At 70.4% G+C, this 26,402-nt stretch carries 23 protein-coding genes and 1 pseudogene; 13 read left to right on the top strand and 11 right to left on the bottom strand.

The genetic code is table 11. From position 1 onward, the window contains the following. Positions 1–4: 4 nt before the first annotated feature. The 3 genes from HUT10_RS28275 to HUT10_RS28265 form a co-directional block, all read right to left on the bottom strand. On the bottom strand, positions 5–2,008 hold the full coding sequence (locus tag HUT10_RS28275; protein ID WP_176178054.1) for a VanW family protein: 2,004 nt from the start codon (positions 2,006–2,008) through the stop codon (positions 5–7). 127 nt (positions 2,009–2,135) lie between these two features. After that, positions 2,136–2,468, bottom strand: a complete 333-nt coding sequence (locus tag HUT10_RS28270) for a co-chaperone GroES (protein ID WP_013230909.1) — start codon at positions 2,466–2,468, stop codon at positions 2,136–2,138. A 1-nt stretch (position 2,469) separates the two neighbouring features. After that, positions 2,470–4,287, bottom strand: coding sequence for an NHL domain-containing thioredoxin family protein (locus HUT10_RS28265; protein WP_176178053.1), 1,818 nt, complete (start codon positions 4,285–4,287; stop codon positions 2,470–2,472). A gap of 153 nt (positions 4,288–4,440) precedes the next feature. Between HUT10_RS28265 and HUT10_RS28260 the strand changes: the two genes are divergently transcribed. Then, entirely contained in the window at positions 4,441–5,016 is a 576-nt protein-coding gene (locus HUT10_RS28260) for a hypothetical protein (RefSeq protein ID WP_176173972.1), read from the top strand. On the opposite strand, the gene HUT10_RS28255 is transcribed toward HUT10_RS28260, so the two are convergent. Genes HUT10_RS28255 through HUT10_RS28240 form a run of 4 tightly spaced genes read right to left on the bottom strand, consistent with a single transcriptional unit; the run spans position 5,017 to position 10,066 of the window. Further along, complete coding sequence (locus HUT10_RS28255; protein ID WP_176173971.1) at positions 5,017–7,332, bottom strand: oxidoreductase; 2,316 nt, start codon at positions 7,330–7,332, stop codon at positions 5,017–5,019. A gap of 56 nt (positions 7,333–7,388) precedes the next feature. Further along, positions 7,389–8,162, bottom strand: coding sequence for an amino acid ABC transporter ATP-binding protein (locus HUT10_RS28250; RefSeq protein ID WP_176173970.1), 774 nt, complete (start codon positions 8,160–8,162; stop codon positions 7,389–7,391). Continuing rightward, complete coding sequence (locus HUT10_RS28245) at positions 8,162–9,112, bottom strand: amino acid ABC transporter permease (protein ID WP_176173969.1); 951 nt, start codon at positions 9,110–9,112, stop codon at positions 8,162–8,164. The genes HUT10_RS28250 and HUT10_RS28245 overlap by 1 nt, the downstream gene beginning before the upstream one ends. Before the next feature lie 15 nt (positions 9,113–9,127). Then, positions 9,128–10,066, bottom strand: coding sequence for an ABC transporter substrate-binding protein (locus tag HUT10_RS28240; protein ID WP_176173968.1), 939 nt, complete (start codon positions 10,064–10,066; stop codon positions 9,128–9,130). Positions 10,067–10,215: 149 nt separating this feature from the next. Between HUT10_RS28240 and HUT10_RS28235 the strand changes: the two are divergent. From HUT10_RS28235 to HUT10_RS28225, 3 genes and pseudogenes are all read left to right on the top strand, one after another. Next, positions 10,216–11,873, top strand: a pseudogene (locus HUT10_RS28235) (circularly permuted type 2 ATP-grasp protein). A gap of 11 nt (positions 11,874–11,884) precedes the next feature. Then, on the top strand, positions 11,885–12,832 hold the full coding sequence (locus HUT10_RS28230) for an alpha-E domain-containing protein (RefSeq protein ID WP_176173967.1): 948 nt from the start codon (positions 11,885–11,887) through the stop codon (positions 12,830–12,832). Then, positions 12,829–13,671 (top strand): transglutaminase family protein, encoded by an 843-nt coding sequence (locus tag HUT10_RS28225; protein ID WP_176173966.1) that lies wholly within the window; start codon positions 12,829–12,831, stop codon positions 13,669–13,671. Before HUT10_RS28230 ends, HUT10_RS28225 begins: the two co-directional genes overlap by 4 nt. On the opposite strand, the gene HUT10_RS28220 is transcribed toward HUT10_RS28225, so the two are convergent. Then, on the bottom strand, positions 13,668–14,672 hold the full coding sequence (locus tag HUT10_RS28220; RefSeq protein ID WP_176173965.1) for a hypothetical protein: 1,005 nt from the start codon (positions 14,670–14,672) through the stop codon (positions 13,668–13,670). The genes HUT10_RS28225 and HUT10_RS28220 overlap by 4 nt on opposite strands. Before the next feature lie 80 nt (positions 14,673–14,752). Here HUT10_RS28220 and HUT10_RS28215 point away from each other — a divergent pair, with 80 nt between their 5' ends. Further along, complete coding sequence (locus HUT10_RS28215; RefSeq protein ID WP_176173964.1) at positions 14,753–15,313, top strand: TetR family transcriptional regulator; 561 nt, start codon at positions 14,753–14,755, stop codon at positions 15,311–15,313. Here the strand turns inward: HUT10_RS28215 and HUT10_RS28210 are convergent. Beyond that, positions 15,310–16,731 (bottom strand): M20/M25/M40 family metallo-hydrolase, encoded by a 1,422-nt coding sequence (locus HUT10_RS28210; protein WP_176173963.1) that lies wholly within the window; start codon positions 16,729–16,731, stop codon positions 15,310–15,312. The two genes, HUT10_RS28215 and HUT10_RS28210, sit on opposite strands and share 4 nt — an antisense overlap. A 359-nt stretch (positions 16,732–17,090) precedes the next feature. Between HUT10_RS28210 and pdhA the strand changes: the two genes are divergently transcribed. The 5 genes from pdhA to HUT10_RS28185 all read left to right on the top strand — a co-directional run bounded on the left by pdhA (position 17,091) and on the right by HUT10_RS28185 (position 23,346). Next, positions 17,091–18,296, top strand: a complete 1,206-nt coding sequence (gene pdhA, locus HUT10_RS28205) for a pyruvate dehydrogenase (acetyl-transferring) E1 component subunit alpha (RefSeq protein ID WP_176173962.1) — start codon at positions 17,091–17,093, stop codon at positions 18,294–18,296. Further along, on the top strand, positions 18,296–19,288 hold the full coding sequence (locus HUT10_RS28200; protein WP_176173961.1) for an alpha-ketoacid dehydrogenase subunit beta: 993 nt from the start codon (positions 18,296–18,298) through the stop codon (positions 19,286–19,288). Before pdhA ends, HUT10_RS28200 begins: the two co-directional genes overlap by 1 nt. A 16-nt stretch (positions 19,289–19,304) precedes the next feature. Further along, positions 19,305–20,648, top strand: coding sequence for a dihydrolipoamide acetyltransferase family protein (locus HUT10_RS28195; RefSeq protein ID WP_176173960.1), 1,344 nt, complete (start codon positions 19,305–19,307; stop codon positions 20,646–20,648). Positions 20,649–20,794: 146 nt separating this feature from the next. Continuing rightward, the gene (locus HUT10_RS28190) at positions 20,795–21,379 is read left to right on the top strand and encodes a TetR/AcrR family transcriptional regulator (protein ID WP_176178051.1); all 585 of its coding nucleotides are present in this window, start codon (positions 20,795–20,797) and stop codon (positions 21,377–21,379) included. Positions 21,380–21,399: 20 nt separating this feature from the next. Continuing rightward, positions 21,400–23,346 carry an ABC transporter ATP-binding protein gene (locus tag HUT10_RS28185; protein WP_176173959.1) on the top strand — a complete coding sequence of 649 codons (1,947 nt, stop codon included), beginning with the start codon at positions 21,400–21,402 and terminating at the stop codon, positions 23,344–23,346. On the opposite strand, the gene HUT10_RS28180 is transcribed toward HUT10_RS28185, so the two are convergent. Beyond that, a complete protein-coding gene (locus HUT10_RS28180; protein WP_176173958.1) occupies positions 23,343–24,242 on the bottom strand; it encodes a zinc-binding dehydrogenase in 900 nt (299 codons plus the stop codon). The two genes, HUT10_RS28185 and HUT10_RS28180, sit on opposite strands and share 4 nt — an antisense overlap. Positions 24,243–24,322: 80 nt before the next feature. Between HUT10_RS28180 and HUT10_RS28175 the strand changes: the two genes are divergently transcribed. The 3 genes from HUT10_RS28175 (at position 24,323) to HUT10_RS28165 (ending at position 25,846) form a co-directional block, all read left to right on the top strand. Further along, positions 24,323–24,874 (top strand): TetR/AcrR family transcriptional regulator, encoded by a 552-nt coding sequence (locus tag HUT10_RS28175; protein ID WP_176173957.1) that lies wholly within the window; start codon positions 24,323–24,325, stop codon positions 24,872–24,874. 42 nt (positions 24,875–24,916) lie between these two features. Beyond that, positions 24,917–25,387 (top strand): FxsA family protein, encoded by a 471-nt coding sequence (locus tag HUT10_RS28170; protein ID WP_176173956.1) that lies wholly within the window; start codon positions 24,917–24,919, stop codon positions 25,385–25,387. Positions 25,388–25,471: 84 nt separating this feature from the next. Then, the gene (locus HUT10_RS28165) at positions 25,472–25,846 is read left to right on the top strand and encodes a very short patch repair endonuclease (RefSeq protein ID WP_176178050.1); all 375 of its coding nucleotides are present in this window, start codon (positions 25,472–25,474) and stop codon (positions 25,844–25,846) included. A 54-nt stretch (positions 25,847–25,900) separates the two neighbouring features. On the opposite strand, the gene HUT10_RS28160 is transcribed toward HUT10_RS28165, so the two are convergent. Next, complete coding sequence (locus HUT10_RS28160) at positions 25,901–26,383, bottom strand: SitI3 family protein (protein ID WP_176173955.1); 483 nt, start codon at positions 26,381–26,383, stop codon at positions 25,901–25,903. Positions 26,384–26,402 lie beyond the last annotated feature (19 nt).

Below are 26,402 nucleotides of genomic sequence, written 5' to 3'. Positions count from 1 at the left end.
CAACTCAACAGAGGATCGTCGGACGCGGGCCGTAGGTCGCGGTGTGCGACGTCCGCCGGAGCTCGGTACCGCTCCCGAGGTCGTAGAGCACGCGCGTGTCGGTCACGCTGAAGCCGGACGTCCCGATCGACGGACGGCACTCGCCCGCCCCACCGGAGCCGAACTGGATGGGCGGCGGGTCGCCGGGGACCTGGGCGCCGGTCTGGCCCTCGACGCGGAAGTGCCGGGTGCCCCAGATCCGGACGGTCACCGAGCCGCCGGAGACGCTGGCCTGGATGGCGATGCCGGTCGCCGAGTCGTTGGTCAGCTTGAGCTCGACGGGGCTGCCGTCGGCGTTGACGGCCTTGGCGTCGCGGCCGGCGGGGTAGCGGTCGAGGTAGTGGTCGTGCTCGAGGTGGCCGGCGTCGGCCAGGCCGGCGAGATAGGCGGCGTTGTACAAAGTGGACGCCAGCTGGGAGACGCCGCCGCCGACCACGTCCGGGCCGGTGCCGTCTTCGTCGACCGGGGCGGGCACGTAGCCGGCGTCGGCGGTGCGCGGGCCGGAGCGGCCGCCGAGGCTGAACGTCTCGCCGGGCTTGACGATGGTGCCGGACACGCGGGCGGCGAGCGTGCGGTTGTTCGTCTCGGCCGGGCCGGTCAGGCCGGAGGTGGTGAACTCGCCGACGACCTCCTTGATGCCGAGCGCGCTGGCGGCGTCGGTGGTCACGCTGGGCGACGACGCGCTGTAGACGACGGGGAGGTCCCGCCCGTCGGTCTTCTTGAGCACGTCGATCAGGGGGAGGAAGGTCTTCTCCCAGTTCACCTTGCGGGCGTCCTCGGAGGGCTCGACCGTCGGCTGGTCGCCGGTGAAGACGATCTGGGCGTCCTTGCCGTCGGTCTCGGTGCTCGCGAGCGGGTCCCGGAGCGCGGCCTGCAGCTTGCCCTGGTCGATGCGGACCTCGAGGGCACCACCGTCGACCGCGGCGAACTGGAACGAGGACGCGATCGTGGCGGGCTTCAGCGGGACGTCCTTGCCTTCTCCGTGCACGACGACGGGCTTCGCGACGGCGGGCACGACGATCTGCCGGCAGGCAGCCTCCACCCCGGCCGCGGTCGCCCGCACGGGCTCGACAGCCATGGCCAGCTTGACCCCGCCGGGGTCGAGCCAGTGGTCGGTGACGGTGTGCACGGCGCCGGCCAGATCGGTGAGCTGCTGGCCCTGCCGCGGCAGGACGGGGTAGGCGGTGACGCCGCCGTCGCTGCCCACGACGGGGGTGAACCCGACCGAGCCTTCGGTGGCGGGGTGGTTCAGCTTGCCGTCGGCCAGCTCCCGCACGGCCTGGGTGATCTGGTTCTGGTCGGTCCGCGTGGCGACGCCGACCTCGCGGCTGGTGAAGAAGGACATGATCCGGGTGATCGGGCTGAGCGGCTGGTGCCCGGCGAGCCCGAGGGTGTTCGGCCAGTCGAGCCCGAGCCCGGATCGCGAGGGCACGAGTTCGGCCTGCACATCCCCACCGTGGACGACGACGGGCCGGATCAGCCGCGGTTCGAGCTCCTTCCGCAGCTTGGCCTCGGCCTCGGCGTGGCTGAGCCCGCCGACATCGATCCCGGCGACGGTGACCCCACGCGGCACGTCCCCGGCGCTGACGGCGAGATCGATCGCGTAGAGGATGACGAAGAGGCCGAGAGCGATCCCGATGGACATCATGGTCCGGGCGACGCCCTTGCGCAGTTTCCGCGCGGGAGTCTCCGGAGCGGGTGGCGGCGCGGGGTGTTCGAGGAGTTCGCCGAGCAGGTCGTCGGAGAAGATTTCGGCAGCCGGAGGGGGAACAACGGGCGGCCAGGCTGGCACGACATCGGTGGCGGCATCGGCCACCGGCGACTCGGCAGCAGCCGCCGGAGCTTCGGCTGCCGTGGGCCATCCGGGCGCCACGCCACCGACCGGCTCCGCAGGCTCCGGCTCGGCAGGTGGCGGAGGCGCGTCGGCGACAACACCTTCGGCCACCGCCGACGGCTCGGCGGTCGGCAGCTCTCTCTCGGCCTCGGGCCACACCTCGGCAGCCGTTGCTCCGGCCGTCTCGGGTGCGAGTTCGCGGACGTCCGCGCCTTCGCCTGCCTCTTCGTCTGCCACGCGCCTGCCTTCCGCGGGACCCGACCTACAGGTAGAGCCCCGTCCCGTGCTCGGTGCGCTCGGTCGCCACCGCGTGGATGTCGCGTTCGCGCATCACCAGGTGCCCCTCGCCCTGGATCTCGACCTCGAGCTGGTCCTCCGGGTTGAAGAGCACGCGGTCGCCGGTCTTGACGTTCCGCACACTGTTGCCCACGCCCAGTACATCACCCCACGCCAGCCGGCGTGCCACCTGCGCCGTTGCGGGGATCACGATGCCGCCGCTGCTGCGGCGCTCGCCCTCTTCCGGGGACAGCCGCACGAGGACCCGGTCGTGCAACATCTGGATTTCGAGTTTCGGCCCGTCAGACACGGCCTGCATGTTACTCGCCGGTCCGCGGTGCACCGGCCATGACCAGGTTCAATTCACGCTCGCCGCCGTCCTCGACGCGGACCGGGACGCCCCAGTCCTGCCGGGTGATCCGGCACGCCGGGTGCTCGCCGCCGTCATCGCAGCTCGCGGCCTGGGCCACCACCTGCAGCACACCCTCCGTCACGCCGTCGGCCAAGCGGATCTTGCGGGTCAGGTCCGTTCCCGTCCCGCCGCCGTCGGCCAGCAGCGACGGCGGGGACGCGCTGATCTCCAGCCGCGTCGACGGGCCGAAGCGGTCGTCCAGCTTCTCGCCCGGCGGGGCCGTGAACACCACCGAAAAGTCGATCTCGCCCGGCGCGAGCACCGTCGGCGGGCGGCGGACCGCGTGCGCGTCGCCGGTGACCAGCGTCGGCTCGGCCGCCGCGAGCGGGGTGAGCCGGTTGCCCGCGGACTCGACGACCAACAGCTCGCCGTCGTGCAGCAGCAGGCCCTGCGGCTCGGCGAGGCCGGTGGCGAGCGTGGTCACCCGGCGGGTGAACACGTCGAAGCTGCGGACCGCGCCGTTGTAGGTGTCGGCGATCGCGATCTTGTCGCCGGGCAGCACGGCCAGGCCCAGCGGGTGCTGGAGCAGCGCCTCGTCGGCCGGGCCGTCGGTGTGGCCGAAGGAGAAGAGGTCGACGCCGATCGCCGTCTGCACCTTGAACGACTCGCCGTCGGGCTCGATCCAGCGCAGCGCCGACGTCTCCGCGTCGACCAGCCACAGCTTGTCGCCGTCCACAGCCAGGCCGGACGTCTGCGCGAAGAACGCTTCGCCGACGTCGCCGTCGCGAAGGCCTTCGACCGTCGTGCCGGCGAAGCGGCGGATCGTGCCGCCGACCGGGTCGAACACGCCCAGCGTGTGGTTGCCGGCCATGGCGACGACGATCCCGCCTGCCGGGCCCCACCAGACGACGTCCCACGGGCTGGTGAGGTCGACCTCGGTGGCCTTGCCGGCGTCCGGCCCGCTGCGCCACTGGGCGCCGGTGCCCGCGACCGTCGTCACCTCGCCGGTGATCAGGTCCAGGCCGCGCAGCCGGTGCCCGGCCGTGTCGGCGACGACGGCGTGGTAGCCGACGCGCTCGGCGATGTCGTACGGCAGGAGCGCGATGCCGGACGGCTCGGTGAAGGTCGCGATGTCGAACGGGCCGTCCTGGCCACCGCGGGCGCCGCTGCCGAAGCGGCGGATGACGGTCTCGCCGTCGGACGCGAACTCGACGATCGCGTGGTGCCCAGTGTCGGCGACCAGCACGCGGCCCTCGGCGGTGGCGACGGCCTTGCTCGGGAACCGCAGCTCACCGGGCTGCTCCTCGACCGGCACGTACGGGCTGCCGCCGCGGCGGAGCGTCCCCTTCGCCTCGTGCTTCGCGACGAGGTCCGCGATGACGCGGCGAAGCGCCTCTTCGTGCCCTTCGCCCGCGGCGACGTGCACCACGTACCCCTCGGGGTCGACGACGACCAGCGTCGGCCACGCGCGGACCGCGTACTGCGACCACAGCTCCATCGCGGGGTCGTTGACCACCGGGTGGTGCACCTCGTAGCGGCGGACCGCGGCTTCGATCGAGGCGCGCTCGCCCTCGTGCAGGAACTTCGGCGAGTGAACACCGATGGTGACCAGCACGTCCGCGAACTCGGCCTCCAGCGGCCGCAGCTCGTCGAGGACGTGGAGGCAGTTGATGCAGCCGCTGGTCCAGAAGTCCAGCAGCACGACGCGGCCACGCAGCTCGGCGAGGGTGATCGGGCGGCCGCCGGCGTTCAGCCAGACGTCGCCGCGCAGCTCGGGGGCGCGCACGCGGCTCTGCGGTCGTGGAGAAGTCACGGCATGAGTGAACTACACGCGCTCACGCTCTGTTCCGCGGTCCGCCCGATGAGAGAACAAACTCACCCCTTGTGGGTGGTCGAAAAAGGACGGGCGTGCGCGTGAACGGCCGCTTAGGCTCGGGTCATGACCCCAGTCCAACCGGCCGGCGCCCTCACCCCGGAGGAGGCGCGGCACCTGCAGGAGAACCTCCGGGAACCCGTGCGTCCCGGGCTGAGCGAAACCGAGCTCGACGACGTCGAGCGCCGGTTCGGCTTCCGCTTCGCCGAGGACCACCGGACGTTCCTGTCCGCGGGCGTCCCGATCGGCGACCGCTGGCCCGACTGGCGCTGCGGCAACGCCGAGCAGCTGCGCAAACGTTTGGCCTGGCCCGTCGACGGCGTCCTGTACGACGTCGAGCACAACGGCTTCTGGCTGCCCGAGTGGGGCACGCGCCCGGTCGGCCCGGAGGACGCGGTGCGCGCGGCCCGCCACCGCCTGGCCGACGTGCCGCAGCTGGTGCCGGTGTGCGGCCACCGGTACCTGCCCGGCCTGCCGGGCACGGTCGGCTACCCGGTGCTGTCGGTGTACCAGACGGACATCATCGTCTACGGCAGCGACCTGCGCGATTACCTGCACCGCGAGTTCGCGACGGGCGGCATCAGCACGGCCCCGCCGGACGGCCCGCGCTACATCCCGTTCTGGTCCCGCTTCATCGACTGATCAGCTGTCCCGGCGCAGCATGCGGCTCACGCCCGCCGCCACGGTGCTCGCCAGGATCCAGCCGGACGCCGTGAAGCCGGCCGCCACCCAGTTGTCCGTTCCGTGCATGTACCACCGGGACTTGTTGCCGAAGTCGACGATCGGGACCAGCAGGTCCGCCGTGTAGATCACGGGGTTCCACTGCAGCCCGGTGTCCTGCTGGTTCACCACGCACCGGTCGCCGTTTGCGATGATCTGGTGTGCCTGGTCCGTCGGCTTCCAGTTCACGCAGTCGTCGGTGCCCAGGCCGAACCACAGGCTGCCCAGCACCAGCAGCGCGAGCAGCCAGCCGAGGGCGCGGACCGGGCGGTAGCCGTAGCCGACCATCGAACGCTGCAGCCAGCTCCACAACCGGACGCCCGGCCCGAAGAACTTGAAGCCGCGGGCCAGGGCCTCGTACCGGAACTGCTGCTTGCGCAGGGCGACCGTCGAGGCGTGCTCTTCGTTCCCCGCCGCGCGCAGCATGTGCGCGAGCTGGTCGTACGGGCCGGGGCGGTAGCCGCGCATCGCACTGCGCAGCAGCTCGATGCGCTCGTCCAGCGCCTTGTCGTCGTCGAGGGGGATTCCCCTCTTCAACGCGTCGTAGCGGAAGTCCTCCAGCTCGATGCCTTCGGACGCCGCCCAGAACTGCTTGTTGTCGCTGAGCGTTCCGCAGTGGGCGCGCCGGAGCACGACCCGGCCGGCCGGGGGGCTGCTCGGCGTCAGGATGAATTCGTCCGAGGCGACGTCGCCCGCGTCGAGGGCCACGTTGAACGGCGGCAGCGACCCGAGCTGGGAGCCGCGCAGGTCCACGCGGCGGGCGACCTGGGCGCCGTCGAGGTTCACGCCGCCCTCCGCCACGAACGGGCGGCCGTTGTTGTCGCGCAGCGTCAGGTCGCGGCCGACCCGGCCGGTGCGGACGTCGAGCGAATAACTGCTGGTCGCGCGGCTGCCCGGGTCGGTCAGCCGGGTGCCGGCCAGGTTGATGCTGCCGCCGACGTCCACACCCTGCAGGCGCAGCGTGCCGTGGATGGTGGCGTCGGTGAGCTGGAAGTTGCCGGCGATCTTCGAGCGGCGGGCGGAGAAGACGTCCCGGCCGGGGTGGCGGAACATCGAGTTCCAGGCCAGGAAGTTGCCGCCAACGGTGACGTCGGCCAGGCGCAGCTGCCCGGTCGGCACGCGCAGGCTGGTCGCCTCGATGTCGCCGCCGATCTCGGTGCCGTCGAGGTGCAGGGCCCGGTCGTAGTACGGGACCGTCTTGCCGCGCTCGACGCGGATCTCGGCACCGGCCAGCCGCAGCGAGCCGCCGATCCGGGCGTTGACCATGCGCAACGTGCCCAGCGCCTGCAGGCCGTCGGACAGCTCGACGTTGCCGTCGACGCGCAGCCGGTCGGCGACCAGAGCCGGCCGCGGGTCGATGTACGGGTCGTTGGACTTCCACGCGTCGACGGCGATCGGCCCGTGCTGCGACACCGTCAGCTTCGCCTCGCGCAGCGAGATGTCGCTGTCCACCGTGGCGCTCGGCAGGTACATGATCCCGGTGGCGGAGAACCGCTTGCGCTGGCTGGCCGGTCCGTAGTTGTCCACCTCGCACAGCAGGCTGCCGCCGATGTGCAGGCCGTTGCCGTTGAGCGCGAAGCCGTCCGGGTTGTTGAGCGTGGCGCCGGAAAAGTTGACGTTACCGCCGGTCCGCAGGCCGGGGAGCCGGACCTCGCCGTTCGCGACCATCCGGTAGGCCAGCAACGCGCCGGTCAGCACGAGCCGGTCGGCCTGGATCGCCTTGCCGTGCGGGTGCGAGATCACCGTGCGGGTGAGGACCATCGAGCCCTCGATCACCGCGTCGGTCAGGTTGACCGCGGCGTTCGGCATGCCGCGTTCGCGGTCGTCGCCGCGCTGGACCGTCGTCTCTTCGATCTCCCGCCGGTCGCCGTCGACCTGCACGACGCTGCGGATCAGCCGGACGTCGTTGCGGCTGCGCATGTTGCGGGCCTTGAGCCCGGGCAGCCAGCACTTGCGGAACACCAGCCCGAGCAGGTTCGCCTCGCGCACGTCCGGCGGCTGCTCGAACCGGCACCGCTCGAACCGGAACAGGTACTTCAGGTCCGCGGCCCGCAGGTCGAGCGTGCCGGTGATGTAGGCGTCCTCGACGTAGACGATCGGGGCGTTCGTGGCCTGCCGCCGCCAGCGCATCAGGCCCGCGTTGCCGGGTTTCAGCAGCTCGGAGGCCTTGACCTCGTAACGGCGATCGGGAATGCCCGCGAACGGGTCGAGAGGGGGCAGCGCGCTTTCGGTCGTCAAAACGCCGGCCCCCCTCCCTCACCCTCTTTCAAAATAGCGAATCCGAATAGCTTTCGTCAGGCGTTCGGGTTCAGCACCCGGGCCAGGAAGGACTTGGTCCGCTCCTCGCGCGGGTTCCCGATGACTTGGTCGGGCGGTCCTTCTTCGACGACGACCCCGCCGTCCATGAACAGGACCTTGTCCGCCACCTCACGCGCGAACTGCATCTCGTGGGTGACGACGACCATGGTCATGCCGTCCTTGGCGAGCTGCTTCATCACGCCGAGGACGTCGCCGACGAGCTCCGGGTCCAGCGCGGACGTCGGCTCGTCGAACAGCATCAGCTTCGGCTGCATCGCCAGCGCCCTGGCGATCGCGACCCGCTGCTGCTGCCCGCCGGACAGCTGCGCCGGGTAGTTCTTCGCCTTGTCGGCGAGGCCGACCCGCTCCAGCAGCTCGTGCGCCCGCTGCCGGACCCGGGCCTTCGGCTCGCGACGAACCTGGATCGGCGCCTCCATGACGTTCTCGAGCGCCGTCATGTGCGGGAAGAGGTTGAAGCGCTGGAACACCATGCCGATGTCCTTGCGCTGGAACGCGACCTCTTTCTCGCGCAGCTCGTGCAGCTTGTCGCCGCGCTGCCGGTACCCGACCAGCACGCCGTCGACGTAGAGCCGTCCGGCGTCGATCTTCTCGAGGTGGTTGATGCAGCGCAACAGCGTCGACTTGCCCGAGCCGGACGGCCCGATCAGGCAGAGCACCTCGCGTTCGTGCACCTCGAGGTCGATGCCCTTGAGGACGTCGACGCTGCCGAAGCTCTTGCAGATCTTCTGCGCGGAAACCACTGGAGCCATTACCGCGTACCTCCGCCGCTGCCGCCGGAGCCGAACCGGAAGCCCAGCATCCGGCCCGCCCACCCGGTCTTCTGCGCGATGTCCCGCGAAGTGCCCCGCGCGAAGCGCTTCTCGATCTGGATCTGGACCAGGGTCAGCACCGAGGTCATGAACAGGTACCAGGCGGCCGCCGTGATGAGCAGCGGGACCGTCTTGTAGTTCTGCGAGTAGATGGTCTGCACGGCGACCATCAGCTCGAAGTACCCGATCGCCACGACCAGCGACGTCGTCTTCAGCATGGAGATCGTCTCGTTGCCGGTCGGCGGGATGATCACCCGCATCGCCTGCGGCAGGATGATCCGCCGCAGGGTCTTCGTCCGGCTCATGCCCAGCGCGCTCGCCGCTTCCAGCTGGCCGGAGTCGACCGACTGGATGCCGCCGCGCACGATCTCCGCCATGTACGCGGCCTCGTTGAGCCCGAGGCCGAGCAGGGACGCGGTGAACTGCGTGATCAGCTGGTTGGTGTCCCAGCTGACGAACTCCGGCCCGAACGGGATGCCCAGGCCGAGGCGCGGGTAGGCCAGCGCCAGGAAGTTCCAGATCACCAGCTGCGTGATCAGCGGCGTCCCCCGGAACAGCCAGATGTAGATGGCCGCCGCCCCCGAGGTCAGCGGGTTCGGGGACAGCCGCATCACGGCCAGCAGGATCCCGCCGACGATCCCGATCAGCATCGAGATGACGGTCAGGATCAGGGTGTTCTGCAGGCCCCGCAGCACCCGGTCGTCGAAGAGGTAGTCCCCGACGACCGGCCACTGCAGTGCGTCGTTCGTGATCACGCTGCGGATCACGATGAACGCCAGGAAGAGGATGACCACCCCGGCCACCCAGCGCCCGTAGTGGCGCACCGGGACGGCCTTGATGGGCTCGGCGTCGATCGGCGCCTCGGTCGGAGGCGCTTCGGAGGAACTCACGAACTACGTCCTATCTCAGGAAGCCGGGTTGATCTCCGACTTGGTGACCGCGCCGGCGGCGTTGAGACCCCACTTGTCCAGGATCTTCTTGTACGCGCCGCTGTCGATCAGCTTCTGGATCGCGCCCTGGATGGCCTTGCCGTAGTCACCGCTGTTCTTCGGCAGCACGATGCCGTAGGGCGCCGTGTCGTAGGGCGCGCCGACCGACTCGAGCTGGCCGTTGGTCTGCTTGACCGCGTAGTCGATGACCGGGGAATCGGCCAGCTCGCCCTGCACGCGCTTGGCGGTGAGGGCCAGGTTGACGTCGGTCTGGGCCTGCAGCTGCGTGACCTCGATGGCGGGCTTGCCCGAGCCGGTGCAGGCCGCGTTCTTCTTGTCGAGGTCCTCGACCTGCGTGGTGCCCTTCTGGACAGCGACCTTCTTGCCGCACAGGTCGTCGGCCTTGAGGCCGTCCGGGTTGCCCTTCAGCACGGCCAGCGAGGTGCCCGCGCTGTAGTAGGAGATCATGTCGACCGACTGCAGCCGCTCGGCGTTGATGCTGAACGAGGACATCGCCAGCTCGTACTTCTTGGCCCCGATGCCCGGGATGATGCCGTCGAAGGCGGCGTTCTGGAAGTCGAACTGGACGCCGAGCACCTGGCCGATGGCGGTGCCGAGGTCGACGTCGAAGCCGGCCGGCTTGCCGTTGTCGACGAACTCGTTCGGCGGGTAGCTCTGGTCCTGGCCGACCACGATCTTGCCGTCCGCCTTCACGTCGGCGGGCACCAGGGCGGCCAGCGCGTCGTCCTTGGCGACCGCACCCGTGTCACCCGTTCCGGTGCCCGCGGCAGGAGCAGAGCTGCTGCTGCCGACGTTGCCCGCGCCGCTCCCTCCCGCGCCGCACGCCACGGTCAAGCCGACCAGGGCGAACGCAGGCAGCAGGGCGATCGCCTTGAGCTGGGTTCCTCGGGCCACGTCGTCACTCCTCGTAGTTCTCAGGTTCTGAGAGCACGCATATTGCCACTCATCCATACCAAAGCACAGCACCAGGAAGTTACGGCGATGTTTAGACCGGCGCTCGTCGTACCGCCGGGTATCGCGTCCGAGCCGGGGAGTGAGTAAGGATGTCGACCATGAACGCCACCCCGCCGCGGCTGCCCCGTCCGGTCGACGCGCGAGGAAGGCGGCGACCAGCCGGATCACCCGTCCGGGAGACCGGTTCGAGGGCTACCTCTCGCCGGAACGGCCGCACGCCGGCGCCTACGACGAGATGTTCGCCGCCGACGGCACGGTCCGCGGCCCGTACCGGGCGCTGTACGAGTCGGTCGCGGCCCTCGACGCGCACGACCTGAACTCGCGCGCGCAGGCGCTGGACCGGGCGATGGTCGACCAGGGCATCACGTTCTCGCTGTCCGGGCAGGAGCGGCCGTTCCCGCTGGACCTGGTGCCGCGGGTGATCCAGGCGGCCGAGTGGACGAAGCTCGAGCGCGGCGTCGCCCAGCGGGTCCGCGCGCTCGAGGCGTTCCTCGCCGACGTCTACGGCGACCGGCAGATCCTGCGCGACGGCGTGCTGCCGCGGCGGCTGATCACCTCGTGCGAGCACTTCCACCGGGAGGCCTTCGGCATCACCCCGCCGAACGGCGTGCGCATCCACGTGTCCGGAGTGGACCTCGTGCGGGACGAAGAGGGCACGTTCCGGGTGCTGGAGGACAACCTCCGCAACCCGTCCGGGGTGTCGTACGTGATGGAGAACCGGCGGACGATGGCCCGGGTCTTCCCGGACCTGTTCGCCCAGCACCGGGTGCGACCGGTCGGCGACTACGCGTCGCACCTGCTCCGGGCGCTGCGCGCGGCGGCCGCGGCGAACGTCGCCGACCCGACGGTCGTCGTGCTCACCCCCGGCGTGCACAACTCGGCGTACTTCGAGCACTCGCTGCTGGCCCGGCTGATGGGTGTCGAGCTGGTCGAAGGCCGCGACATGTTCTGCCGCGACAACGTCGTCTACCTGCGGACCACCGAGGGCGAACGCCAGGTCGACGTCATCTACCGGCGGATCGACGACGAGTTCCTCGATCCGGTGCACTACCGGCCGGACTCGGTGCTCGGCATCGCCGGCGTCCAGAACGCGGCGCGTGCGGGCAACGTCGTGGTCGCGAACGCCATCGGCAACGGCGTCGGCGACGACAAGCTCGTCTACACCTACGTGCCGGAGATGGTGAAGTACTACCTGAACGAGAAACCGCTGCTGCCCAACGTGGACACCTTCCGCTGCTGGCTGCCGGACGAGTTCGACCACGTCATGGCGCACCTGGACGAGCTGGTGATCAAGCCGGTCGAGGGCTCGGGCGGCTACGGGATCGTGTTCGGCCCGGAAGCGTCCAAGAAGGACCTGGACACGCTGCGGCGCAAGGTGCGCGCGAACCGGCGCGGCTGGATCGCGCAGCCGGTGGTCCAGCTCTCGACGGTGCCGGCCAAGGTGGACGACCGGCTCGCGCCGCGGCACGTCGACCTGCGGCCCTTCGCGGTCAACGACGGCAAGGACATCTTCGTGCTCCCCGGCGGCCTGACCCGGGTGGCGCTGCCGGAGGGCAGCCTGGTCGTCAACTCCTCGCAGGGCGGCGGCTCGAAGGACACGTGGGTGCTGGCGTCCCGGGCGTCGACGGCCGAACGCGAGCTGGAGCAGCCCGCACTCGGCGCCATGTCCACTGTGGACGGGATGGTCGCCGAGCAGGGACCAGAGCTGACGACGTCCCAGCAGCAGCAACAGCAGCAGCAGAGCTAGGGAGGTTTCGCATGCTCGCCCGCAACGCGGAGTCGCTGTACTGGATCGGCCGGTACGTCGAACGCGCCGACGACACCTCCCGCATCCTCAACGTCTCGGTCCACCAGCTGCTCGAAGACGCCACCGTCGACCCGGACCACGCGAGCCGCCAGCTGCTGGCCGTCCTGGGCATCGACCCGGCGGGCGCGGAGGACCTCGACGTGTGGAAGCTGACCGAGCTGGTGGCGTACGGGAAGGACAACCCGGCGTCGATCGTCGGCTCGATCAACTCGGCGCGCGAGAACACGCGCGGCGCTCGTGAAGTCGTCTCGACCGAGCTGTGGGAGTGCCTGAACGCGACGTGGAACGCGGTGCCCGACCGGCAGCGCTACGCGCGGCGAGCCGGACCGCACGCGTTCCTGTCCTTCGTGGAGGAGCGCGCGGCAATGTTCGCCGGGCTGGCCGATTCGACGATGTCGCGGGACGACGGCTGGCTGTTCATGGTGCTCGGCCGCTCGATCGAACGCGCCGACATGGTGGTCCGGCTGCTGCTGTCCCGGGTCGCGGACCGCGCGTCCTCGCCCGGCTGGATCACCGTGCTGCGTTCGGCCGGCGCGCAGGACACGTACCTGCGCACCTACCGGGGCGCGCTGGACGCCGGCCGGGTCGTGCAGTTCCTGTTGCGCGACACGCTGTTCCCGCGTTCGGTGTTCCACGCGCTGCGGCAGGCCGAGGAGTGCCTGCAGCGGCTCGACCCCGGCGGCGGCTCGCGCAGCAACGAGAAGTCCGAGGCCCTGCGCGAGCTCGGCCGCGCCCGCAGCGAGCTGGAGTTCCTCCGCCCGTCGGAGCTGCTCACCGACCTGCCGCGGCGGCTGGCGGGGCTGCAGACGTCGATCAGGGACATCGGGGAAGCGGTTTCGATGCAGTACTTCAGCACGTCGCCGTGGGTGGCGTGGAGCGGCGCGGAGGTTTCGCTGTGACGTGGCAGCTGCGGGTGGCGCACCGGACCGGGTACCGGTACGCGACACCGGCGACGCAGTCGTACAACGAGGCCCGGCTGACCCCGCGCTCCGACCGCCGCCAGACGACGGTGGCGACCCGCATCGAGACGACCCCGGCCACCCGCGCCTACCGGTACACGGACTACTGGGGCACGGTCGTGACGTCGTTCGACCTCCACGCGCCGCACACGGAGTTCACCGTCTTGGCGACTTCGGTCGTCGAGACGGCGGACGAGGCGGAACCGATCCGCACGGCGTCGTGGAAGGACCTGCGGTCGGAGACGGTGATCGACCACCGCACCGAGTACCTGACCCCGACCGACTACACCCCGCGCGACGTCACGCTGGCGCGCGAGGCCCGCGAGCTGCGCCGGGGCTTGGACCCGGCGGACGCGGTGCTGGCGGTGAACGAGTGGGTGAACAAGCAGCTCAAGTACCAGCCGGGCACCACGGGCGTCCACTCGACGGCGACGGACGCCTGGCAGGCGCGCGAGGGCGTCTGCCAGGACTTCGCGCACGTGACGCTGGTGATGCTGCGGGCGATCGGGGTGCCGGCGCGGTACGTGTCGGGGTACCTGCACACGAAGCCGGACGCGAAGCTCGGCGAGGTGGTCGAGGGCGAGTCCCACGCGTGGGTGGACGTCTGGACGGGCGGCTGGTGGGCGTACGACCCGACGAACGGCATCCCGGTCGGGCCGCGGCACGTGTGGGTGGCGATGGGGCGGGATTATGCGGATGTGGCACCGCTGAAGGGGATCTTCACCGGGGGTGGACAGTCTACTTTGGACGTATCGGTCCACCTGACCAGGCTCGCCTAGAGCAGGAAGGTCCCGCCTGCCGCTTCGGCGAGGTCCGCTCCGAGGGCTGATGCCGGTGTGTGCGCGCCGGGTTTGCCCTCGCCGCGGGCCAGGCGGGCTGCCGTTTCGGCCACGACCGCCGCCGTGAAGTCCATGGCTTCGTCCGCTCGGAGCCAGCCCTCGCGGGTGGTTCCGTCGGGCCACGTCACGACCGCGTGTCCCCACGTGTGCGTGCGGGGGCGGGGTGCCGGTTTCGTGCGGATGGCCGCGAGGCGCCGGACGGCGAAGCGGCGCACGGCCGGGATCGACGCCACCCGGCCGAGCAGCGGGACCAGGGCCCGGACCACCGGGGCCGTCGGGGCGAGGCCGGAGAAGACCGTGACGTCCGGCGTGCCGCTCGCGCGCTGGGCCGCGATCAGCTCGCCCGAGTCGACGCCCGCCACCTTCGCCGACTCGCCGTCCGGCAGGACGAGGGTGCGCGGCTTCGCACCTCTGGTCGTGGCCGCGGTCAGGGCGTCGACGATGCTGGCGGCCAGCGCGACCCCCACAGTCCCGCCCTCGGACGCGACGGAGGCCAGCGCGTCGACCTGCACGCGGCTCGGCGTGTCACGCCCTTCGCACAGCTTCGCGACGACGGCCTCGGTCGCCAGGACACCGAACCCGGCGCCGGTCACGAACGTGCTGCCGCCGGCCAGGGCCTCTTCGTGCCGGTCGAGCAGCCGCCGGACCGCGACCGGGTCCGCGGCCATGTCGACGTAGTGGCCGCCGGGCAGGCAGGCGCGGGCAATCGTCGCGGCCGTGGCGGCGTACTCGCCGATCGTGTTGATCACGACCGCCGGCCGCTGCCGCCGGATCTCGGCGGCCATGGCCTCGACACCGTCGGCGACGACGTACTTCGCGCCGGTCGCCTCCAGGCGCTCCCGGTTGCGACCCACCAGCACGACCGGCACGTCCCGGCGCTCGAGTTCGGCGGTGATGGCCCGGCCGGTGCGGCCCAAAGCGCCGAGTACCCAGATCTCCATGTCGACTCCCGTGACGTCTCAGTGTGTCATCACCGAGGCTAGCAGGTAATGACACACTGAGACATCAGTTAGGCTGAACCGTGGCCAGATGGGATCCCGGGACCGCGGACCGGCTGCGGAAAGCCGCGCTGGAGCTGTACGCCGAGCACGGCTACGACGCCGTGACGATCACGCAGATCGCCGAGCGCGCGGGGATCACGCGCCGCACGTACTTCCGCTACTTCCCCGACAAGCGCGAAGTCCTCTTCGCGGGCGCGGAGCAGCTACCGCCGGCGGTCTTCGAAGCCGTCCTCGCCGCCGAAGAAGGCGAATCACCCCTGCGGACCGCGCTCACCGCGTTGGCCGAGGTCGGGACGCAGGTCACGCAGCTCGTCGACCCGTCTCCCCAGCGCCGGGCGGTCATCGCCGCCACCCCCGAGCTCCGCGAACGCGAGCGGAGCAAGGGCGCGGCGATGACGACGGCGATCCGGGACGCGCTCGAGAAGCGCGAAGTACCGCCCGAGCTGGCGAAACCGGCGGCGCAGGTCGCGGCGACCATCCTCGGCGACGCCTTCGACCGCTGGATCGACTCGGGCGGTGACCAGCAGTTCCCGGCCTACCTCGATGCGGCCACCGAGGCGTTCCGGGAAGCCTGCCGCTAGCCGCGGGCGTGCGCGTCCAGGATGTGCGCGACGGCCTCGGTGACCTGCTGCGCGTAGTCCAGGTGGAGCCACTCGTCCGGCACGTGGATGTTCGAGTCGGCCCCGCACGCACCGGTGACCAGGAACTGCGCCTCCGGGTACTTCTGCGAGAGCAGGCCCATGAACGGGATCGACCCGCCCATGCCGGTCGCCCGGTGCGGCTGCCCGAACACCTCGTCGCTGACCGTGCGCAGGGCCGTCGTCAGCCACGGCGACTCGGTCGGCGCGTTCCAGCCGTCCTCCGCCTGCGGGTTGTCGCCGAAGGTCACCTTCGCGCCATACGGGACGTCGGTGGACAGGGCCCGCTTCACGGCTTCGAGCGCCTTCTCGGCGTCGGCGGTCGGCGGGAGGCGGAAGCTCAGCGTCAGCGTGGTGCTCTCGCGCAGCACGTTGCCGGCGTCGGCCGGCTTCGGGAAGCCGTCGGCGCCGATCACCGACAGCGTCGGGCGCCACGCGTTGTTGAGCATCAGCTCCAGCGCGTCCTCGGTGATCACGCGGCCGCCCTCGACCAGCGGGAACGCCTTCGACAGCGCCTCCGGGAAGTCCTGGGAGACGGCCTTGAGCTCCGAAAGCCGGTTCGCCGGGACGTCGACCTTGAGCTCGTCCAGCAGCAGTTCGCCGGTCGCGCTGTCCTCGAGGCGTTCGATCAGGTGCCGCAGGATCCGGAACGAGCTGGCGACGACCCCGGAGGCGATGCCCGAGTGCTGGGCCGACCTGAGCAGCTGCACGGTGACGTCGAGGTGCAGCATCCCGCGCAGGCTCGTGACCAGCCACAACCGCTCGTAGTCGCTGCCGCCGGCGTCGAGGCAGATCACCAGCGACACCTCGCCGATGCGGTCGGCCAGGTGCTCGACGTACGCGGGCAGGTCGGGGCTGCCGGACTCCTCGCCGGTCTCCAGCAGCACGACGATCCGGGCGTGCTCGCCGCCGGCCGCGTGCACGGCCTCGATCGCCGTGGTCGCCGCGTAGCCGGAGTAGCCGTCGTCGACCGACCCGCGGCCGTACAGCCTGCCGTCGCGGATCACCGGGGTCCACGGGCCGAGGCCCTCGGACCAGCCGCCGACCGGGGGCTGCTTGTCGAGGTGGCCGTACATCAGGACGGTGCCCTTGTCCGCCGCGCCCGGGGTCGCCGGGACGTCGACGAGCAGCAGCGGGGTCCGGTCTTCGAGCCGGACGACCTCGAGGGTCGCGCCCGGCAGGTCACGCCCGGCGATCCACTCGCGGACGTGCTCGACGGCGGCGGCGAGGTGGCCGCTCTTCGCCCATTCGGCGTCGAAGGCCGGGGACAAGGCGGGGATCGCCACCAGTCCGGACAGGCTCGGGATGACGTCGCCGGTCCACGACGCCACTACGGATTCACGAACGGATTTCTGCTCCACGTGGCCATCGTGCCACGGGGGTCCGACAGTGCCGCACATCACAACAGCGCAGCCGACGCGGGTGATCACGTGATCACCCGGGGGCGCCACGCCTGGTGAACGCGCGCGTCGATTCCCTACTCTCGTAGGTCCGATGCTCGGGCTTCCTAACGTTTTCCCTGTTCAGAGCCCCTTTCTCAGCAACAAATCAGTATCCGCCACTCACCAAAGCGCGGGCCTTCGTGCCAGGATGTCGGCGTGAACCGTCAACGCCGACGGTGACCGAGCGCTTCGGACCCGATGCGCTGGTCCCCGCCGGTGCAGTCGCTGTGGTCGCCACAAGCGGCCGCCAGAGGCACCGACACCGAGGAGTACTGCGCATGCCGTCCGAACAGTGGACGCACCCGGAGCCAGGAGACGGGCCGGCCGCCGTAGCGGCCCAGCCGTCCCCCGAGCAGGTGATCGCCGGATTGCGGGCAACCAGCGAAGGTGGCGCTGAGCTGACTCAGCTGCTCACCCCCGAAGGCGAACGGGTCCCGTCGCCCCAGTTCGACAAGTACGTCGACGACATCGACGCCGAAGCACTCCGCGGGCTCTACCGCGACATGGTGCTGGTCCGGCGGGCCGACCGCGAAGCGAACGCCATGCAGCGCCAGGGCCAGCTCGGCATCTGGGTGCCGCTGCTCGGCCAGGAGGCCGCGCAGATCGGCTCGGGCCGGGCGCTCAAGGCCAACGACATGGCCTTCCCGAGCTACCGCGAGCACGGCGTCGCGTTCACGCGCGGGGTCGACATGAAGGACCTGCTCGGCATCTTCCGGTGCACCGACCACAGCGGCTGGGACTACCAGCGCCACGGCTTCCACCCGTACACCATCGTGATCGGCAACCAGGTGCTCAACGCCGCCGGTTACGCGATGGGCCAGAAGTTCGAGGGCAAGGTCGGTGACGACGACGGCGAAGCGACCATCGTCTACTTCGGAGACGGCGCGACCTCGCAGGGTGACGTCCACGAAGGATTCGTCTGGGCCGCGGTCTACGACGCGCCACTGGTGTTCTTCTGCCAGAACAACCAGTGGGCGATCTCCGAGCCGACCGAGCGCCAGTCCCGCCTGCCGCTGTACCAGCGCGCCCGCGGCTACGGCTTCCCCGGCATCCGCGTCGACGGCAACGACGTCCTGGCCTGCCTCGCGGTGTCCCGCTGGGCGCTCGACGAGTGCCGCCACGGCAACGGACCCGTCCTGATCGAGGCGTTCACCTACCGGATGGACGCGCACACGACCACCGACGACCCCACCCGCTACCGGCTCTCCGACGAGCTGGAGGAGTGGAAGCTCAAGGACCCGATCGAGCGCGTCCGCGCGTACCTGGCCCGCGGCGGCTACGCCGACCAGGCGTTCTTCGACAAGATCCAGGACGAAGCCGACGCCTTCGCCGCCGACCTGCGCGAGTACACGTTCAACATGCCGGAGCCGCCGCCGGACCGGATCTTCAGCAACGTCTACGCCGAGGGCAACCCGGTGCTGGAGGCGCAGCGCGAAGAGTTCCTGTCCTACCTCGACGGCTTCGTATCGGCGGGTGAGCACTGATGTCCGACCTCCAGAAACTCACCATCGGCAAGGCGCTCAACCTCGGCCTGCGCCGCGCGATGGAAGAAGACCCCAAGGTCCTGATCATGGGCGAGGACGTCGGCAAGCTCGGCGGCGTCTTCCGGATCACCGACGGCCTGCAGAAGGACTTCGGCGAGCAGCGCGTGCTGGACACGCCGCTCGCCGAGTCGGGCATCATCGGCACCGCGGTCGGCCTGGCCGTGCGCGGCTTCCGGCCGGTGTGCGAGATCCAGTTCGAGGGCTTCATCTTCCCGGGCTTCGACCAGATCTCTTCGCAGCTGGCGAAGCTGCACTACCGGACGCAGGGCAAGATCAAGATGCCCGTCGTGATCCGGGTGCCGTTCGGCGGCGGGATCGGCGCGGTCGAACACCACTCGGAGTCGCCGGAGTCGCTGTTCGCGCACATCCCGGGCCTCAAGGTCGTGTCCATTTCGAACGCCGTCGACGCCTACTGGGGCATCCAGCAGGCGATCAGGTCCGACGACCCGGTGCTGTTCTTCGAGCCGAAGCGGCTGTATCACTCGGGTGCGCTGCGCGCGGAGATCGACGTGGCCGGCACGCCGGCGCAGGTGTTCTCCTCGCAGGTCGTGCGCGAAGGCACGACGGCGACGGTCGTCGCGTACGGCCCGTCGGTGAAGGTCGCCCTCGACGCGGCCGCCGCGGCCGAGGACGAAGGCAAGTCCCTCGAGGTCATCGACCTGCGCACGCTCTCGCCGCTGGACCTCGGCCCGGTGTTCGAGTCGGTGCGCAAGACCGGGCGGCTGATCGCGCTGTCGGAGGCGCCGTCGGAGTCGTCGCTGACGTCGGAGATCGCCGCGCGCGTCCAGCAGGAGTGCTTCTACTCGCTGGAGGCCCCCGTCCTCCGGGTGACCGGGTTCGACACGCCGTACCCGCCGGCCAAGCTCGAGGAGCACTACCTCCCCGACCTGGACCGGGTGCTGCACGCCGTCGACCGCTCGCTCGCCTGGTAAGGGGGATTTCCGCGCAATGCCAACGTACAAGCAATTCCCCCTGGCCGACACGGCCGAGGGGCTGACCGAAGCCGACATCCTGTCCTGGCACGTGAAGCCCGGCGACACGGTGACGGTGAACCAGATCGTGGTCGAGATCGAGACCGCGAAGGCCGCCGTGGAGCTGCCGATCCCGTGGGCCGGGGTCGTCACGGAACTGCACGTCGAGCCGGGGCAGACGGTGGAGGTCGGCACGCCGATCCTCACCATCGACGTCGACCCCGGCGGGGCTGCCGCGCCCGCGCCCGCTGCTGCTCCCGCCTCGGCGCCCGCCGAGGAAGAGGAGATGAAGCCGCTGGTCGGGTACGGCTCCAAGGCCGTCGTCACGCAGCGGCGGGCCCGGAAGGGCGCTGCTCCGGCAGCTGCCGTTGCGGCTCCTCCGGCGCCCGTTGCTCCGGCACCTGTCGCTCCGGCTCCGGTTGCTCCGGCCCCGGTTGCTCCGGTTGCTCCGCGCGGTGGGTACGTCCCGCTGGCGAAGCCGCCGGTGCGGAAGCTGGCCAAGGACCTCGGCGTCGACCTGCACGCGCTGACCGGCAGTGCGTCCGGCGGCATCATCACGCGGGAAGACGTCGAGCGGGCCGCCAACGGCACCCCGGTCGCCGCCCCCGTGGTGGACAGCGGGTCCCGCGAGCGGCGCGTCCCGATCAAGGGCGTCCGCAAGGCCACCGCGGCCGCGATGGTGCAGAGCGCGTACACCGCTCCGCACGTCACGGAGTTCCTGACCATCGACGTCACGCCGATGATGGAGTTCCGCGAGAAGCTGAAGAAGTCGCGGGAGTTCGCCGGGGTCAAGGTCACGCCGCTGACGTTCGCGGCGAAGGCCGTGTGCCTGGCGGCGAAGCGCACGCCGGACGTCAACGCGGTCTGGGACGAAGCGGCGCAGGAGATCGTCTACAAGGACTACGTGCACCTGGGCATCGCGGCGGCGACCCCGCGCGGCCTGATCGTGCCCAAGGTCCGCGACGCCGACTCGATGTCGCTGAAGGAGCTGGCCCAGGCCCTGACGGCGTTGACCGACACGGCCCGCGAGGGCAAGACGTCCCCGGCGGACATGGCGAACGGCACGATCACGATCACGAACGTGGGCGTGTTCGGCGTCGACACGGGAACGCCGATCATCAACCCTGGCGAGTCCGCGATCCTGTGCCTCGGCGCGATCAAGGACCAGCCATGGGTGGTCGACGGCGAGATCAAGGTCCGGAAAGTGCTCCAGCTGTCGCTGAGCTTCGACCACCGCGTGGTCGACGGCCAGCAGGGTTCGGAGTTCCTGGCCGACGTCGGCGCGCTGCTGGCCGACCCGGCGATGGCCATGACGTACTGAGTTTCCGCAGGTAGAGGGCCGTCCCGAGACATCGGGGCGGCCCTCTCCGTTTTCGCCGTCAGCATACTCATTTGACGGAGTGAGCACTCACTCCGCACACTGGTGGCATGACACCAGCACCCGACACCCGGCGCAGAGCGCCGAGCATGAGCGCCGAAGACCGGCGCGCCATGATCGTGCACGCGGTGCTGCCGCTCCTGATGGAGCACGGCACCGGCGTCACCACCAGCCAGATCGCCCGCGCCGCCGGCATCGGCGAGGGCACCATCTTCCGCGCGTTCAAGGATAAGGACGAGCTCTTCGACGCCTGCACCGCCGAGGTGCTGCGCCCCGACCACGTCCTCGACGCGATCGCCGAAATCCCAATCGAACAACCACTGGCGGACCGGCTCGTCGAGGCCGCCGAAGCGCTCGGTGCACACTTCGAGCGGATGGGCGCGCTGATGGGCGCCCTGCACGCGACCGGCAGGCACAAGCAGCGCGATCCCGAGCAGCGCCTGAAGAACCGCACGATGAAAGGCGGCCGCAGCGAGTCGATGGCCGCCATGCGCGGCGCGATCACCGAGCTGTTCGAGCCCGAAGCGGACCGGCTGCGGCTGAGCCCCGAGCAGCTGGCCTCCCTGTTCCTGACCCTGCTGTTCGGCGGCCGCCGGATGGCACCGGTCGACGACGCGCCCACCACGCGCCAGGTGGTCGACGTCTTCCTGCACGGCGCCGTGGAGGCCAAGTGATCCCGGGCGGTGGGGGCGGCATGGAGTTCATGCTGGCCCGGCGCGGCCGGCGCCGGCACGCCGTGACAGTGCCGGAAAGCGGGCTCACCGGGCCCGTCGACATCCCCGAACCGAAGCAGGACGACCAGCCCAAGGACCTGCGCTCGCGGCTGCGGCGCGCGAAGACGTCCGTGGCGGGCACGGTCCGCGGCCTGCCGAAGGTCGTCAAGCTGACCTGGCAGGCCAGCCCGGTCCTGACCATCCTCCTGGCGCTGATCACGCTGCTGGCGGGCCTGCTGCCGACGGTCACCGCGTACGTCGCGAAGCTGCTGCTCGACTCGGTCGTCGCGGCGATCCAGGGCAAGGGCACCACCGGCGACATCGTGAACGTCGCGCTGTTCCAGTTCGGCGTGCTCGCGGCGACCGCGATCAGCAGCGCGCTGACGTCGATCGCGCAGTCGCTGCTGCAGGAGCGCATGACGCTGACCATCCGCCACCAGGTGATGGCCCACGCGAGTGAGCTGCACCTGGCGTACTTCGAGGGGTCCGCGTCCTACGACATGCTGCGCCAGGCCGCGCAGGAGGCGCCGACGCGGCCGCTGTCGATGATGAACTCCGCACTGGGGCTGGTGCGGACGCTGATCACCTTCGGCAGCATGATCGCGCTGCTCGTTTCGATCAGCCCGCTGCTGGCCCTGGTCGCGCTGGTGGCGCCGATCCCGGCGTTCATCTCGCAGTCCAAGTACGGCTCGCGCGCGTTCTGGCTGACGTTCCTGATGTCGCCGATCAAGCGGCGGATGGACTACCTGTCGTCGCTGGTCACCACGGACACCTACGCCAAGGAGACGAAGCTGTTCGGGCTCGGCCCGTACTTCGTCGACCGCTTCCGCCGGCTCGGCTTGGTTTCCTACGAGCGGCAGCGGAAGCTGACGATCAACCGCAACATCAGCTCGACGTCCTGGGGACTGCTGAGCACGCTCGCGGGCTCGGCGATCGCGCTGTACATCGCCCTGGAGGCGGTGGGCGGCCGGCTGACGCTGGGCGACCTGGCGCTGTACACGGCCGCGGCGACGTCCGTGCAGACGTCGGTGTCCGGGCTGTTCACCGCGTTTTCGGGGATGTACGAGAACAACCTGTACCTGGACACGCTGTACCGGTTCCTGGACACGAAGCCGGAGATCACGGCACCCGCGTCGCCACGGCCGTTCCCGTCCACTGTGGAGGGTCACATCCGGTTCGACTCGGTGACGTTCGCCTACCCCGGCTCGGAGGAGCCGGCCCTGGAGGACGTCAGCTTCGAGATCCGGCCGGGTGAGACGGTGGCGGTGGTGGGCCGCAACGGCGCGGGCAAGTCGACGCTGTTCAAGCTCCTGTGCCGGCTGTACGACCCGACGGACGGCCGCATCCTGCTGGACGGCGTCGACATCCGCGAGTACGACCCGGTCGAGCTGCGCACGCGGATCAGCGCGATGTTCCAGGACTACGTCACGTACCAGGGAACGGCGGCGGAGAACATCGGCCTCGGCGACCTGGCCCGGCTCGAGGACCGCCCGCACATCGAGGATTCGGCCCGCCGGGCGGGCGCGGACGAGCGCATCGAGCGGCTGCCGTCCGGCTACGACAGCCCCTTGGGCCGGTGGTTCGACCAGGGCGTCTCCCTGTCCGGCGGCGAGTGGCAGAAGATCGCGCTGGCGCGAGCGTTCCAGCGCGAGGCACCGATCTTGATCCTGGACGAGCCGACGTCGGCGCTGGACGCCCAGGCGGAGCACGACCTGTTCTCGCGGTTGCGCGAGCTGTCCGAGGGCCGGACGACGCTGTACATCTCGCACCGGTTCTCGACGGTCCGGCAGGCGGAGCGGATCCTGCTGCTGGACCGCGGGAAGGTGGCCGAGTACGGGACGCACGAGGAGCTGATGGCGGCCAAGGCGGGGTACGCGGAGCTGTTCACGTTGCAGGCGCAGGCGTACCTCGACGAGGTGCCGGGCTAAGGGACGAGCACGACCTTGCCGGCCCCTTCGCGGCTCTCGACCCGCGCGTGCGCCGCGGCGACGTCCGCGAGGGGGTAGGTGCGGTCGATGACCGGGGTCAGCGTGCCGTCCGCGACCAGGCCGAGTGCCTCGGCGCGGACGGCCGCGATCCGCTTCCCGTAAGCGTCCGGCCCACCGAAGCCGATCAGGGTCAGCCCGCGTGAGATCAGGCCGGCGACGGGGAAGGCCGGGAATTCGCCGCTGAGCAGGCCGTAGGCGAGGATCCGGCCGTGCGGCGCAAGTTTCGCGATGAGCTCGGCCGCGCGCGGGCCGCCGATCGACTCGAAGACGACGTCGATGCCTTCCGGGACCCGCTGCCGCCAGTCCGGGTCGTCGTGGTCGATGTCGGCCTTGCCCTTGCCGGCGGTCGTCACGACTCGAGCGCCTTTCCGCTCGGCCAGCCGGGCCAGATAGCCACCGATGGCCCCGGAGACGGCCTCGACCAGCACGGTTTCCCCGGCTTTCACATCCGCGGCGTCCATCAGACCGAGCGCCACGGAGGCCGGAACGGCGGCCGCGACGGCCTGCTCGGCCGTGACGCCATCGGGCACGAGGCTGTACTGGCTCGCGGCGACGACCTCGGCGTACGCGCCCCCGGTGAAAGACATGGTGACGACCCTTTGTCCGCGCAGGGTTTCGTCATCGGCCTCGAGGACGATCCCGGCGGCCTCGTGCCCGAAGATCGCCGTCGCCGGACCGGCCGGAATCTGCCCGGATCGCATCTGCGTCTCGTAGAACGGCACGCCGATGGCCTCGGTCCTGACGAGCACTTCGCCGGGGTTCCGGGTCGGTTCGGGCCGGTCTGCCACCTTGAGCACGTCCGGACCACCCGTGCCGTGCTGCACCACTGCGCGCATTGCGTTCCCCTAACTGGACTGTCGGTCAACTTATGGTCGCCTACTATATGGACCGACGGTCAACTTGTCGAGGAGTCTGCATGGAGCGCGCCGACGCGGCCCGCAACCGCCGCGCGATCCTGCGCGCGACGGAGGAGCTGCTGACGACCCACGAGCTGGCCGAGGTATCGATGGACCGCGTGGCGGCCGCGGCCGGCGTCGGAAAGGGAACGGTGTTCCACCGGTTCGGCAACCGCGAAGGCCTGATGCGGGCGCTGGTGGAGTCGCAGATCGAGTCACTGTCTCTTGCCGTGGCTTCGGGCCCGCCGCCGCTGGGCCCGGGCGCACCCCCGGCGGCACGCTTGGCGGCGTTCTTCGACGCCGTGGTCGAGCTGGCTTCTCGCAACGTGAAGGTGATGGCGGCCTTCGAGCGGGCGTCGACGGACCGCCTGAACAGCCCGGTTTATCTGTCGTGGCACGCGCACGTGTCGGGGCTGATCGCATCGGCGTCACCGGCGTTGGACGCGGACCTGACGGCGCACCTGCTGCTGGGATCGTTGCACAGCGACCTGATGCTGCGGTTCTTGAAGACGGGCGAGACGGACCGCCTGGCGGCGGGGCTGCGGTCGATGGTGGCGACGTTGCTGCGCTGACCGGCCCGGGAGCAAATCGGACAGGTCGTTCGTTGTACGGGTATGGCTGTCGCGTTCCTGCTGTATGTGTTCGCCGAGATCGCCGCGATCTGGGCGGTGGGTTCGGCCGTCGGCGTGCTCGGCACGCTGGGCCTCCTCCTGGCGGGAGCGATCTTGGGCTCCTGGCTGGCCCGCCGCGAGGGCGGCAAGGCCATGAGGGCGTTCACGGCCGCGGCCAGGTCGGGGCGGCCGGCGGAGAAGGAACTCACCGACGGAATGCTGGTCGGGCTGGGTGGGGTGCTGATCCTGGTCCCGGGCTTCGTTTCGGACGTCTTGGGGCTGCTGCTGATCCTCCCGCCGACACGCGCGGTGGCGCGGCGGATGTGGTTGAAGCGAATGGAGAGGCGCGCGGTGCGGTTCGCGAACCAGCGCCGCGGGCCGGTGATGGTGGTGGACAGCGAGGTCGTTTCCCCGGAGCCTTCGCGGGGGCGGGAGCAGCCGACGGTGATCGAGGGTCGGATCGTCGAGAACTAGTTCACCTGGTCGGCCCGGTCGCACGAACCTTGCCACAATGAGCGCGTGGAGCGTCTGAAGACCACGTCCGCGGTGCGCATCCGGATGAGCAAGCAGAAGTCCCGCAACACCGGGATCGAGATGGCGTTGCGCAAGGCTCTCCACGCCGCCGGCTTCCGCTACCGAGTCCACCGCCGCCCGGTGAAGGGCGTGCGACGCGAAGCGGACCTGGTGTTCGGCCCAGCCCGTGTGGCGGTCTTCGTGGACGGCTGCTTTTGGCACGGCTGCCCGGAGCACGCGACGTGGCCGAAGAACAACGCGGAGTTCTGGCGCGAGAAGATCGAGACGAACCGCAGGCGAGACGCCGACACCGACGCACGGCTCGAGGAAGCCGGCTGGCTGGCGGTCCGGATCTGGGAACACGAGACCGTAGAAGTCGCCGCGGAGCGGGTCGTCGCGGCAGTTCGCGGGCGCCGCTGAGCTCAGGCGTCTTTCTCAGCGCACCCGTGAGCAATACGGCAGTTCGCCGTTCGGCTATTCCTCCTCGGAGAAGGCCAACGCTTTCCGCTTGTAGGGGCGGCCTAGCGCGGTGATGCGGTGCTCAGGCCAGATGTCGCTCCGCTCGTTCACCATCAACTCGCCGTCGCGGCGCATGAGCCAGATCGTCTCCATGCCGGAAAGCACCGCGTCGCCGGGGACTTTGTCCAGCAGGCCGGCGACCAGCCGGACCAGGTCGTCCTGTTGTTCGGGAATCCGGTCGTGTTTGTAGATTCCGAATCCGACGGCCACCGTCGGGGTGATTCCGAAGTCCGTGACCAGCGGCGACCAGGGTGCGGCGTTGCGTTCGTAGACTCGAACCCACGTGCGGAGTGGGGTGACCGCACCGTCTCGGGCTACCTGCTCGGGCGTGACCGATCCGTCGAAGAGCTCCAGCGGACGGCCGACGTCGAGCAGTGCGCGCGCGACCTGCTCCGGCGACCATGAGGTCGCCATTTCGAGATCGTAAGAGATGGCCATTCGAGCTGATCCTCGCAGT

Origin of the sequence: Amycolatopsis sp. Hca4, from assembly GCF_013364075.1 — a bacterium.
In the GTDB taxonomy this organism is placed as follows: domain Bacteria; phylum Actinomycetota; class Actinomycetes; order Mycobacteriales; family Pseudonocardiaceae; genus Amycolatopsis.
The sequence above is the reverse complement of the archived record's forward strand: the minus strand, read 5'-3'. Positions and strand labels throughout refer to the sequence as shown.